Annotated in this window: 11 protein-coding genes; 6 read left to right on the top strand and 5 right to left on the bottom strand. The window is 64.8% G+C overall.

Going from position 1 to position 12540, the window contains the following annotated elements; translation table 11 throughout:
- Positions 1–29 precede the first annotated feature (29 nt).
- The 4 genes from AB843_RS20515 (at position 30) to AB843_RS20500 (ending at position 3808) form a co-directional block, all read left to right on the top strand.
- The gene (locus tag AB843_RS20515; RefSeq protein WP_048648769.1) at positions 30–539 is read left to right on the top strand and encodes a SixA phosphatase family protein; all 510 of its coding nucleotides are present in this window, start codon (positions 30–32) and stop codon (positions 537–539) included.
- A 79-nt stretch (positions 540–618) separates the two neighbouring features.
- Complete coding sequence (locus AB843_RS20510; RefSeq protein WP_206412935.1) at positions 619–2070, top strand: YcjX family GTP-binding protein; 1452 nt, start codon at positions 619–621, stop codon at positions 2068–2070.
- Positions 2067–3125 (top strand): YcjF family protein, encoded by a 1059-nt coding sequence (locus tag AB843_RS20505; RefSeq protein WP_048648767.1) that lies wholly within the window; start codon positions 2067–2069, stop codon positions 3123–3125. The genes AB843_RS20510 and AB843_RS20505 overlap by 4 nt, the downstream gene beginning before the upstream one ends.
- A 140-nt stretch (positions 3126–3265) precedes the next feature.
- The gene (locus tag AB843_RS20500; protein WP_082143925.1) at positions 3266–3808 is read left to right on the top strand and encodes a hypothetical protein; all 543 of its coding nucleotides are present in this window, start codon (positions 3266–3268) and stop codon (positions 3806–3808) included.
- Positions 3809–3819: 11 nt separating this feature from the next.
- Here AB843_RS20500 and folK read toward each other — a convergent pair whose 3' ends face one another.
- The 3 genes from folK to folP all read right to left on the bottom strand — a co-directional run bounded on the left by folK (position 3820) and on the right by folP (position 5667).
- On the bottom strand, positions 3820–4350 hold the full coding sequence (gene folK, locus AB843_RS20495) for a 2-amino-4-hydroxy-6-hydroxymethyldihydropteridine diphosphokinase (protein ID WP_048648765.1): 531 nt from the start codon (positions 4348–4350) through the stop codon (positions 3820–3822).
- Position 4351: 1 nt separating this feature from the next.
- Positions 4352–4711, bottom strand: coding sequence for a dihydroneopterin aldolase (folB, locus tag AB843_RS20490; protein WP_048648764.1), 360 nt, complete (start codon positions 4709–4711; stop codon positions 4352–4354).
- A gap of 119 nt (positions 4712–4830) precedes the next feature.
- A complete protein-coding gene (folP, locus tag AB843_RS20485) occupies positions 4831–5667 on the bottom strand; it encodes a dihydropteroate synthase (protein WP_048648763.1) in 837 nt (278 codons plus the stop codon).
- A 172-nt stretch (positions 5668–5839) separates the two neighbouring features.
- Here folP and AB843_RS20480 point away from each other — a divergent pair, with 172 nt between their 5' ends.
- Positions 5840–6454, top strand: coding sequence for a DUF922 domain-containing Zn-dependent protease (locus AB843_RS20480; RefSeq protein WP_048648762.1), 615 nt, complete (start codon positions 5840–5842; stop codon positions 6452–6454).
- 20 nt (positions 6455–6474) lie between these two features.
- Here the strand turns inward: AB843_RS20480 and AB843_RS20475 are convergent, their stop codons facing one another.
- Positions 6475–6795 (bottom strand): 2Fe-2S iron-sulfur cluster-binding protein, encoded by a 321-nt coding sequence (locus tag AB843_RS20475; RefSeq protein ID WP_048648761.1) that lies wholly within the window; start codon positions 6793–6795, stop codon positions 6475–6477.
- 103 nt (positions 6796–6898) lie between these two features.
- Positions 6899–7258: an Hpt domain-containing protein gene (locus AB843_RS20470; RefSeq protein WP_048648760.1), complete on the bottom strand. Its 360-nt coding sequence runs from the start codon at positions 7256–7258 to the stop codon at positions 6899–6901.
- Positions 7259–7614: 356 nt separating this feature from the next.
- On the opposite strand from AB843_RS20470, the gene AB843_RS20465 reads away from it, so the two are divergent.
- Complete coding sequence (locus tag AB843_RS20465; RefSeq protein WP_048648759.1) at positions 7615–12342, top strand: apolipoprotein A-IV repeat region-like domain-containing protein; 4728 nt, start codon at positions 7615–7617, stop codon at positions 12340–12342.
- Positions 12343–12540: the final 198 nt, after the last annotated feature.

Genomic DNA, 12540 nt, shown 5'->3' with positions numbered 1-12540 from the left:
ACGGCAAACCGCATCCTGGATGAGCGGCCATGCATAGGCTTTTTCTTCTCAGGCACGCCAAGGCGGGCTGGGCGGCGCCCGGCATGACGGATTTCGACCGGCAGTTGAGTGCGTCGGGAATCGCCGATGCCGAAGCGCTCGGCCGCCGCATGCGCGAAACCGGGCTGATTCCCGACATTGTCCTGTGTTCCACCGCGCGCCGGGCCGTGCAAACCTTCGACCGCGTCGCCTCGACCTTGTTCACCGATGCTCCACGGGCGAACTACGTTGAGAAACTGTACAATTCCGACGCCACAAACTATGTGGCGGCCATTCGCCGGGCCCAGCCCGGCCGGGCGCTGCTGGTGGTCGGGCACAACCCGATGATGGAGGATCTGGCCTTCGCCCTGCCCGCCGACGGCGACGCCAACGCGATGAGGCTGGCGGCGGCCGGCTTCCCCACCTGTGGCCTGGCCGTGCTTCGTTTCGACGACCCGCTTGCCGCGCTCGCCCCCGGCACCGGCCACCTGCAGGCTTTCCTGAAGCCCGAGAGAGCGTGATGCAGGATGCTCCGCTCTCTTCAATCGCCGGTTCCGCTTCCTATATGCAAGGTCTTGCGCTGTTTGAGGAATTCGCCTTTTGGCATCACTGACCACCTTTTCCGATGAAGCCCGTATCGCGCTCGACACTCTGGCCGGGCGCGCCGCCGGCCTGGTGTCGCCATCGCTGCGCATCGGCGTCACCGGCCTGTCCCGCGCCGGCAAGACCGTTTTCATCACCGCCTTTGTCCACAATCTGATCCATGGCGGCCGGTTGCCGCTGTTCGAAGCGCAGAAATCGGGGCGGCTGGCGCGCGCCTATCTGGAACAGCAACCCGACGATGCCGTGCCACGCTTCCAGTACGAGGATCATATCGCCGCGCTGGTCGACGCCCGCATCTGGCCGCAATCCACACGCGCCGTCTCAGAACTGCGCCTGACGGTCGAGTATGAATCGGCGTCTGCCTGGAACCGCATGTTCTCGCGTGGCAAGCTTTCCTTCGATATTGTTGATTATCCAGGCGAATGGCTGCTCGACCTGCCCCTTCTGGGCAAGAGCTACGACGAATTTTCCACCGAGGCGCTGGAGCTGGCGACATTGCCGGCGCGCGCCGATCTCTCGGCCGATTGGCGCGCGCAAACCGCTGCGACCGATCCCGACGCGCCCGCCGACGAAATGGCCGCGCGCAAACTGTTCGATGCCTTCTCGGCCTATCTCAGGGCATGCAAGGCCGACCACCGGGCGCTTTCCACCCTGCCGCCCGGCCGCTTTCTGATGCCCGGCGACCTGGACGGCTCCCCGGCCCTGACCTTCGCGCCGCTCAGGCCCGGCGGGAAACGCCGGGCAGGCTCGCTGCACGCCATGATGGAACGGCGCTTCGAGGCCTACAAAACCCATGTGGTCCGCCCCTTCTTCCGCGAGCATATCGCACGGCTCGACCGGCAGATCGTGCTGATCGACGCCATGCAGGCGATGAATGCCGGACCGGAAGCGGTCGCCGACCTGGAACGCTCGCTGACCGAGATTCTCTCCTGCTTTCGCCCGGGCCGGGGCAATTTTCTGACAGGCCTGGTGGCGCGCCGCATCGACCGCATCCTGGTCGCCGCCACCAAGGCGGACCACATTCACCACGAAAGCCACGACCGGCTGCAGGCCATTGTCCGCCGTCTGGCCGACCGCGCCATCGCGCGCGCCGATTTCTCCGGCGCGTCGGTCGACGTCCTGGCGATGGCCGCCGTCCGGGCGACCCGCGAAGGCACGGTGCGCCAGGGCAAGGAGACCCTGCCGGTCATCATCGGCACGCCGATTGCCGGTGAAACCATCGCCGGCGACGTCTTCGACGGTGAGACGGAAACCGCCATATTTCCAGGTGACCTGCCCGAAAAGCCCGGCCAGCTCTTCCAGGGGACGGCCGCGCCTGAAACGCCGATCCGCTTCGTGCGTTTTCGTCCGCCGAAGCTGGAACGCACGGCCGAGGGCGTCACGCTGTCATTGCCGCACATCCGCCTTGACCGCGCGCTGCAGTTCCTCATCGGAGATCATCTCGCATGAGCCGAGCCCCCGCATCGTTCCGCATCGAGGAGCCGAAGGCCGAACCGGCTCCAAAACCCGCCTCCAGGCGCAAGCCGCAGGCGATCGATCCCGGCAAGGCCGTGACCGTGGTTGCCGATGCCGAGGACTATTTTTCCGAAGCCGATATGGCTCTGGCCACGCCGCCTCCGGTGCCGAAGCCGCGCCGTTTCTGGTTGGCGCGCATCTTCTTCGCCGCGTTCGCCATCCTGTTCTCGCTGGCCGTCGGCCTGTGGACCGATCGCCTCATCCGCGACCTGTTCACCCGCGCCGACTGGCTGGGCTGGCTGGCGCTCGGCGTCGCGGTGATTGCCGTTCTGGCTCTGCTGGCGATCATCGCCCGCGAGGCCTGGGCCTTGATGCGGCTCGCATCGATCGAGGAGTTGCGCCGCGACGCCAGTCAGGCGATCGCCAGCGACGATGCCAAGGCGGCACGCAAAAGCGTCGCGCATCTGACCGCGCTCCTTGCGTCCAAGCCCGAAACCGCGGCCGGCCGCAAGGCGCTTGAAAGCATCAGCGACGACATCATCGACGGCGCCGACCTCCTCTTCCTGGCGGAAAGGGAACTGCTTGCCCCGCTCGATGCGCTGGCCCGCAAGCAGGTTCTCGATGCAGCCAAACGCGTCTCCGTGGTCACGGCGATCTCGCCGCGCGCGCTGGTCGATGTTGCCTATGTGGTGTTCGAGGCGGCCCGCCTGACGCGGCGCATTGCCCAACTTTATGGCGGGCGGCCGGGTTTCCTCGGCTTCCTGCGTCTGGTGCGCAGCATTCTTGCCCATCTGGCGGTGACCGGCACGATGGCCGCCGGCGAGACGCTCGTCCAGCAGGTGGTCGGACACGGGCTCGCCGCCCGGCTTTCCGCCAAGCTCGGCGAGGGCGTCGTCAACGGCATGATGACGGCGCGGATCGGCATCGCCGCCATGGCGGCCGCCCGCCCCCTCGCCTTCAATGCGCTGCCGCGCCCGGGCGTCGGCGATTTCCTCAAGGCATTGATGCGTTTTGCGTCCACCAAGGACCCCGACAAGCCGGCAAGCTGATCGACCGGACGCGCACGCGCCGACACGCCTCCGACACCAGGCCTTCGAATTGCTCGGGCGCCATGGTAGACAAAGCGTTAACCAATCTCCGGCATGGTTTCTGACGATCCCTGTCGCAACCACGAATGGTCCTGGCCCTCATGCTGAAAACCGTGCTCAAGCTCGCCCTTCTCGTCATTGCATCGGCGCCAGCGACCCTTGCCGCCAAGGCCGAGGCCTCCGAGCGTGAACAGCGCTTCTTTCAGACCGTCGAGGGCGCCTGGGCGGGACCCGGCGAGATCGTCGCCGGAAAATACAAGGGCACCAAATTCGTCTGCAATTTCGACGGCGGGACGCCAAGCAACGCCATCGGCATGGCGCTTGACGGCAGCTGCCGCGTCGGTGTCTTCACGCAGCCGATGAAGGCCAGCGTGGTGCGCGGCAAATCGGGCTACACGGGCACGTTTCTCGATGGGGCGGCCGGCAAGGGGCTCGACGTGACCAGCGGCAAGGTGACCGGCGACGACGTGGTCTTTGCCCTCAACCGCTCAACCTTGAGCGGCGCCATGCGCGCCCGGATCACCGGCAGGGACACGCTGCACATCACGATTTCGGTGCGCGTCGAGGACGATATGGTGCCTGTCATCGGCATGAAGCTGAAGCGTGTCGATTCGGGCGCGGTCGGCGCGATCGCCAAGAAGTAGAACCGCCCGCCTCAGACCGCCGATCCATCCGACGCGGGCTTCCACCATGTGCCGTCCGGCGTGATTTTCCTCACGCCCGTTCGGTCCAGACGGTCCAGCAACGCACCGACGCTTTCGCCCGCCACCAGCCGGTCGGGAGCGATCTCGGCCAGCGGCGCAAGCACGAAAACGCGCTCCGCCATGCGCGGATGCGGAATGACCAGCCCATCCGTGTCGATCGACAGCGCATCGTAGAGCAGAATGTCGATGTCGATGGTGCGCGGTCCCCACCGCTCGTCGCGCACGCGCTTCAGCGAGCGTTCGATATCGAGGCACACGGCGAGCAGCCCCTGCGGATCGAGCGCCGTGCGGATATGCACCGCCGCGTTGAGAAAATCGGGTTGGTCGAGCTTGCCCCAGGGCGGCGTGCGGTAGAGCGACGAGACGGCGACGACCGCGCTGTCCGCGCGCGCCTCGATTGCCGCCAGAACCGCCCGCATGGCCGCGTCGGGCGCGCCGATATTGCCGCCCAGGCACAAGAAGGCCTCGTGCATGCGCGCCATCCTATTGCGGCCAGACGACGGTGACCTCGACATGATCGAGAACGCCCGGAACCGGCGCATTCGGCTTGCGCACGGTGATCTCGGCCTTGACGATCTCGGCGAAGCGCTCGGTCAACGCCTGGGCGACTTCCAGCGCCAGGGCCTCGATCAGGAAACGCCGCTGGCCGGTGATGATCTCCTCGATGACGCGGAACGCCACGCCGTAATCCACCGTTCCATCGAGCGCATCGTCACTCAGGGAACGTCCGGGCTCAACGGTCAAGGCGGCGTCCACATAGAAGCGCTGGCCTAGCCGCTCCTCCTCCTCGTGCACGCCGTGGCGCGCGAAGAAGGCGCAGTTCTTCATGCGGATTACATACATCATCGTTCCACCTGGCCTAGAGTATTTTGCAATCAGATGGTTCCACCCGATGCCCGCATAAAATGCGGAAAACAAAGAGACAGAGCGTCTTTTATGCGTCCGAATGGTCGCATGGCGCTCTATCTCGCGGCCGCCAGCATAGCATCGGCAACCTTCAGCGCATCCCTGTTGATTGCGACATCATGCACGCGAAAAACGGCTGCCCCCGCCAAACGCAGCACCGCGCTGGTGGCGGCCGTCGCCGGCCCGCGCAGCGTCGCATCCTCGTGTCCGCTCATGGCGCCGACAAAACGCTTGCGCGACGTGCCGACGGCCAGCGGAAAACCGAGACCGGCGAGTTCGGAAAACCGATTCATGATCTCGATATTCTCATCCGTGTCCTTGGCGAAGCCGAAACCGGGGTCGAGCATGATCTGCGTGTCGGCGACGCCGGCGTGTGCCGCGATCTCCAGCGAGCGCCGCAGGAAGGCGAACTGATCGGCGATCACGTCGGGCAATTTCTGCCGCTCGCGCCCCGTATGCATGATGACGAGCCCGGCTCCGGTCTCTGCCGCCACGCGTGCAATGCCCGGCTGGCGCTGCAGGCCCCAGACGTCGTTGACGATGTGCGCGCCGGCGGCGACCGCCAGCCGCGCCGTCTCCTCGCGGTAGGTATCGACCGACAGGAGCACGTCCGCATCGCCCGCCAGGGCTTCAAAAACGGGAAGAATCCGCTCCTGCTCCTCCGCCGCCGAGATTGCCGCGCCGCCGGGCCTGGTCGATTCGCCGCCGATATCGATGATATCCGCTCCCTCGGCGATCATCCGCCGCGCCTGCTCCAGCGCCCGCTCGCGGCTGAAAAAGGCTCCGCCATCGGAAAAACTGTCGGGCGTAACGTTGAGGATCCCCATCACAACGGAGCGCGCGCCGAGCGTAACAGTGCGCCCGTGCGCGAGGGTCCAGGAGCGGGTCTGCATTGGCGGTGTCCACGGATCGATTTTCAAGCCGAACCGTTTCTGCGGCGCATTGCCGCCAAAATCAATGGCAATGTCTGGTAGTTGTGCATGAGTCGATCCGTCGCCCCGAGATCATGCTCAAACCCGGTTGCCAGACCCGACGCAAGACTGCAGGGTGGAGCACGGAGAGCCCATGAGACGCATTCTTCTGACATTCATCCTGCTTGCCGTGGCCAGCGCTCCGAGCAACGGTGCCACCGTCGCGCGCAGCTACAGCTACTTCTCCATCGGCGGCAAGACGCTGAGCGACATCGAAGAGCAATTGCGCACCCGTGGACCGCATGTGCAAAGCACCGGGCAGCGCCATCCCGGCGCCACCCGCATGGAATTCACCACCAAGGTCAGCTATGCCGAGACGCGAAACCGCTGCCGCGTCACCCAGGTGAATGTGTCGGTGAAGGCGCAGGTCTACTTGCCGCGCTGGCGCAACCGCCGCACCGCCGAGCGTGAAACGGCGCTGATCTGGGATACGCTGTCGCGCGACATCAAGCGCCATGAAGAGAGCCATCTGGGCATCGCCAAGCAGTATGCGCGCAAGATCGAGGACACGGTGGAGGCACTTTCCACCCGGTCGTCCTGCGCTCCGTTGCAAAAACTTGCCGAGCAGACCACGGCCAAAATCCTGCAGGAACACGACGCCGCGCAGGAAGAGTTCGACCGCGTCGAAAGCGGCAATTTCGAGAGACGCCTGCTGCGCCTTCTTCAATACCGCCTGGAACAGATCGAGAGCGGCCGCATACCGGGCTGAACCGGGTTTCCCCGGTTGCCTCAGGCCTGCCGTTCGGGAATGCGCACCACCAGCCCGTCGAGTTCGTCGCGGACGATGATCTGGCAGGACAGGCGCGAGGTCGGCTGGACGTCGAATGCGAAATCCAGCATGTCCTCTTCCATCGCCTCCGGTTCGCCGACCGTGTCGGCCCATTCGGGATCGACATAAACGTGGCAGGTGGCGCAGGCGCAGGCACCGCCGCACTCGGCCTCGATGCCCGGCACCGCGTTGCGGATGGCATTCTCCATGACCGTCGAACCGTTCTCGGCATCTACGTCGAACTGGCTGCCGTTCGGCACGATATAGGTGATCTTGGTCATGGATTTCCCGAAAACGCTGTGGAGAGCGCCGTATCATGGCGCCAGCATTCACTTAGATATTTTGCGTGGAAAACTCAATCAGGTTTGACAAAGCAGCCTTCGCTCAAGGCAACTTCGAAATAAAATCATGCACTTCGGCCGCTAACTTTGACAAGATCACGACCCTGGTCTCGTCCGATGGGTCGGCCTCCAGCGCCGTGGCACAGTCGGCCAGCGCGAACGCGCCGATGCCGCGCGCAGCACCAGTCAAGGCGTGGGCAAGTTCACGCCGGGCATTGGGACCGGCCATGGCGATCTCGCCCGAGACCGCCTCGATCTGCCGCAGGAACATGGCCAGCACCTCCCTTTCGATGTGCTTGTCGCCCATGGTCTGCCGCGAAAGATGTGTCATATCGAGAGGCATGCCGCGTGCCGGTGCGCACTCGCCGGTTTCATGCCAAACATGTTTGTGAAGCTTCGACATCGACTGGCCCGTCCCGCTACAGCGTCCTTTGGGACGCACAAAGGACGCTGCAAGTTTGAATCCGCGCATCGTGTTTCGCAAAACCGATTCCGGTTTTCGGGCCGATGCGCGAGCGCCTGCGCTTCACAGACTATTAATCCCGAATGGACAGGGGGTTAACGCGGACGGTCGAAAATGACACGCCGGGCACAATCGTCGTTAACCTTATGTTTAAACTTTTACGTATCCGGGCGAATGCGTGTTTTCAACAGGCTTCTGTCCCACTACGATACGCTTGGCTCAATTTGGGCATAGTGTCGGAGTACGAGGCCTCGTGTGTGTGAGGTTCCGACGGTGAGTAGCTGAGGTTTTGCGGTATGGCGCGTACAGTAACGAAGAAGACTCAACCGAAACGCGATTTTGCGAAGGAACTCGAGGATGCCCTCGACCTTGAGCTCTCGGAGGGTATGGACAGCGGCGATCTCGACATCGCCGCATCCATGGAGGACCTGGAGGCGCAGATTTCCCTGGCCGCTGAAGAGCTGGCGCGCGAAGGCCGTGAAAAGAACGGCGGGAACGTCGTTGCCGCGCAGACCCCGGCAGCCAGCGCGCAAGCAACCGGCGCTCCGGCAAACGGCGCCCTTGCGGCCGAGCCGACCGTAGCCCAGATGGCCAAGCAACCCGACACACCGGATGAGAAACCAGCGCGCCGCCCGGCGGTCGCGCCGATCGACCGCAACGACCTTACTCTCGCCAATCCGGCACCGAAAGACCCTGGCACGCAACCCTTTGCCCCAGCGAACGACGATCGTGCCGGCGATTTCAGCTTGCTGGTGCGCAAACTGAACCGCCGCGCGCCCAACACCGCCTACTGGCTGGTGGCTGCCCTGTCTGTCCTGTGGATCGGTGGCGGCCTGCTGCTCGGCAACCTGATGTATGGCTCGACGCTGTGGAACATTCGCTCCGCCGAGGCCTTCATGAGCGCCCCCTACGCGATCGCCCTTCTGGTCGGCATTGTCGTCCCGGTGATCCTTTTCTGGGGCTTTGCCGTGATGGTGCGCCGCGCCCAGGAAATGCGCCTTGCGGCGCAATCCATGGCCGAGATGGCCTTCCGCCTCGCCGAACCGGAAAACCTTGCCCATGAGCGCGTCATGACGGTTGGCCAGGCCGTGCGCCGCGAAGTCCAGGCCATGGGCGACGGCATGGACCGCACGCTCGCCCGCGCCGTGGAGCTGGAATCCCTCGTTCACACGGAGGTCAGCGAACTCGAGCGCGCCTATTCGGAAAACGAAACCCGCATTCGCCACCTGGTCGATGGACTGGGCAGCGAGCGCGAAGGCATTGTCGGCCACGCCGAGCGGGTTCGCGCCTCGATTGCCGGCGCCCACGAGATCCTCAAGGAGGAACTGGACACGGCCGGCAACCTCATCCGCTCGACCATTGCCGATGCTTCGCGGCAGCTCGCCACGACCATGAGCGAATCCAGCCAGGCACTGCTGAAGCAGCTCGAAGGCACCGGCGGCCTCTTGCATCGCGGCATCGATGAGCGCCTGGAAAACATTTCGCTGCGCATCACCACCTCCGGCGATGCCGTCGCCAACCTGCTCGACACGCGCATTGCCAGCCTGACGAAAGGCACCGAAGAAGCGTCTCAGACACTTGGCAGCCTGTTCGACACCCGACTGACGACGCTGACGCAGCACACCGAGAACGCGACCCAGACGATCGGCAGCCTTCTCGACAGCAGGATTGCCGCGCTTTCAACGGACACCGAGCAGGCCACGCGGGCCATCGGCGATGTCCTCGATTCGCGCCTCTCGACCTTGTCGAAAGGCACTGAAGAAGCAAAAGAGACGCTCAGCAATCTGTTCGACACGCGTCTGGCGACGCTCGCCGAACGGTCGGACCAGACGACGCGTGCACTGGGTTCCCTGTTTGAAACCCGCACATCGACGCTGATCTCGTCGCTGAACGAGGCGAGCGACGCCTTGAACGGCGCGTTCGACACGCGCCTGGGTCAGTTGGAAACGACGCTCACGGAGCGCGGCCATGCGTTGATCTCGGAATTCACCACGCGCGCCGAGGCGCTCGACGCCGGAACGCAGAAACTCAACACCGCGCTGGAAGCGCGCGCGCGCAGCATCAACGAATCCCTCGTCGAGCGTACACGCGAGATCGCCAGCACGTTCGCCCGCGGCAAGGACGACGTTTCTGCCGCCGTCGAGGCCGGGAAAGCGGCACTCGACACGGAACTGGCCGATCTCGTCGCCTCGACCAGCATCATGCTGGAAAACACGGCCGGCGAATTCGGCAAGAGCCTCGACCGGGGCTGGGCGCAGGTCAGCGCGCAGTTCGATACAGGCATCGATCGCCTCGACGACGCACAGGCACGCCTGGGCAACGCCGTGGAAACCCAGATCGGCGCCTTTGCCGAGACCCATCAGCGGCTGTCGGGCGCACTGCACGACGATATGGAACGGCTGGGCGAAGCGCGTGCCGCCTTCGAGGCCGGCATTGGCGCGCAGGTCGAGCAACTGGCCCAGACGCGCGATGGTTTCGCCCAGGCGCTGGACATCAACATCGCCAAGATCGACGAGCGCCGCGAAGCGCTGAACGCAGTGATCGACGCCGACGCAGCGCGGGTGAACGAGATGTTCGCCAGGCAAACCGGCATCATCGAGGAACGCACGCAGACCATGGAGAAAGCGCTTTCCATGGGCGTCGAGAATGTGCGTTCGACCCTGGAAAACAGCGCCGTCGTCGTTGCCGGCGCGTTGCGCGACAAGGTCATCGAGGCCACGACCACGCTGCATGACGAGGCCGGCAAGCTGTTCGAGGATGCCGACCAGCGCATCGCCGCGCGCGCCGAGCAGACGGCGGAAACCCTGGGCGCCAGGATCGGCGACATCGACCGCACCTTTGACGACGCCTCCGCCCGCTTCACCGAGCGTGCCGGGGTTTTCGCCCAGACCTTCGCCGAAGTGGACGGCCGCATCGCCAGCCGCCTTGCCACCACCGCCGAAACCCTGTCGCAGCACACCAGGGCCATTGCCGACACGTTCGAGAACGCCGACCGCAATCTGGTCATCCGCGTCGACGAGACAGCGGAGCAACTCACCGCCAGGACGCGCGAACTGGCCAAGACCTTCGAGGATTTCGATCACCAGGTCATGGCCCGCACGCATCAGACCTCGGCCGAGCTCGACGCCCGCGCCGCTGCCATCAGCGGCTCGCTCGACGGGCTGCAGGAGCGGTTGTCGACGAGCGCCGGCCTGGTCGCCAGCGCCATCGCCGGTGGGCTGGAGGATGCGGAATCCCGCCTGCGCGATAGCGCCGAATCGGTCGCCCAACACGTCAACCAGCAGCTCTCGACCACGCAGGCGCGCCTGGTTTCGACGGCCGATACCATCGCCCAGACCTTTGCCTCGGTCGACGAGCACATCGGCAAGCGCACCCATGACACGGTCTCGACGCTTGAAGAGCGTACCCGCGAGCTGAACGCCATGCTGGCCGGCCGGACATCCGAGATCACCCGCATTCTCGATGAAACAGCACGTCCCCTGGTCGATCGCTTCGCTGCCAGCGGCGGCGAGCTGCGCCAGAACATCGAGGCACTCACGGAGGAGACGTCCCAGCGCCTCCAGTCGGAAAACGCGGCACTGGTGCAAGCCCTCACCAGCCGCACCGCCGAGACCCTGTCGGCGATCGAAAATGCCCACGCCAGCCTGACCGGCAATGTCGACGGCCTGCTGCAGAAGCTCGGCGTTTCGGGGCAACGGCTTGGCGCCTTGATCACCACCGCGTCGCGTAATCTGTCGGAAGTCGATGAACGTCTCAGCGGGACGGCCAGCGCTTTTGCCGAGAACGCCGAGAAGGCTGCGGAAACCTTCTCCAACTCGGCAAGCCTGATCAACGCCAACTCCGGCCGCCTTGCCGACTTCTCCGACCGCACGCTGCGTGAAATCTCGGCCATCGCCAGCCGGTTCGAGGACCACAGCAAGGTTCTCGAAAGCGCCTCCGAGTTGCTTGAGAAGGCGCAGGCTGGCCTTTCCGGAAACATGGACGGCCGCCAGGAGGCCCTGCAGGCGCTTGCCCAGGGCCTGGTCGAGAAGTCCGAGCACATCGAAAAGACGATGAGCTCGTTCGAAGATTTCATCGACCGCGTTCTCGTCAAGGCCGAAGGGCGCACCAAGCAGTCCGTCGACGGCATTCGCGAAGCGATTTCCGAGGTCGTCGAATCGGCGACCAGCCGCTTCACCGGCGCGACCGACGAGATTCGCCGTACCGCCTCGGCCATCCGCAGCGAGTTGGAAGAGACCCGCAACGACGTGAAGCGTGGCATCGCCGAACTGCCTGCGGAAGCCAAGCAATCGACCTCGGCGATGCGCAGCGCCATCACCGAACAGGTGAACGCTCTGAAAGAGCTTTCGGACATCGTTTCGAAATCCGGCCGCATGTATGGCGCGGATCAGGTGGCCGAACCGCGCGCACCGGCGCCGGCACCGATCGCTCCGCAACCCGAGCCAAGCCGCATGCCCGCCGCATCGATGATCCCTCCGGTGATCGAGAAGCCGCGTGCGGCACCCGCCGCCCGGCCTGTCGAGCGCCGCGAGCCGTCTCCCGTGGCGCAGGCCAAGCCGGCCCAGCAGCAGCCGACCGGCGGCTGGATCCGCGACCTGCTGCGCAGCGCCTCGAACGATGAGGAAGAGGTGCAGAAGCACGGCAACGTTCTGGCCGAAAGGGAAGACCGCTCGGCGCTGCACGTGGTCGAATCATTGAACTCGCTGTCGGTCGACATCGCCCGCGCCATCGACCACGAGGCCTCCATCGATTTGTGGGAGCGCTATCGGCGCGGCGAGCGCAACGTCTTCACGCGCCGCCTCTACACGCTGAAGGGACAGCAGACGTTTGACGAAATCCAGCGCAAGTACCGTTCCGACGCCGACTTCCATGCGGCGGTCGATCTCTACTGCCGGGATTTCGAGAAGCTGCTGCGCGACGTGTCCCGTTCGGACCGGGACAACATGATGACGCAGACCTATCTGACCTCCGACACCGGCAAGGTCTACACGATGCTGGCGCATGCCAGCGGCCGGCTGCGCTAGTGCAACGCTTCATGGAAACGCTGAACCGGTCTTGAATGGGGAGTCCACGCGGACATTCCATCGCTGAAACCACCCGATGGCCCGAAAACACAGCCGGTTTTCGGGCCATTGCTTTGTCAGGAATTGCCGTGTGGATCTGCCGGCAGCCCCGGCGACGGCACGCATGAGCCGACCGTCGGCGGCCTCATGAAACGATCG

The organism is Nitratireductor soli, from assembly GCF_001050155.1.
Taxonomy (GTDB): domain Bacteria; phylum Pseudomonadota; class Alphaproteobacteria; order Rhizobiales; family Rhizobiaceae; genus Nitratireductor; species Nitratireductor soli.
Note: the sequence above shows the minus strand (reverse complement) of the source record. Positions and strands in the feature narration are given on the sequence as shown.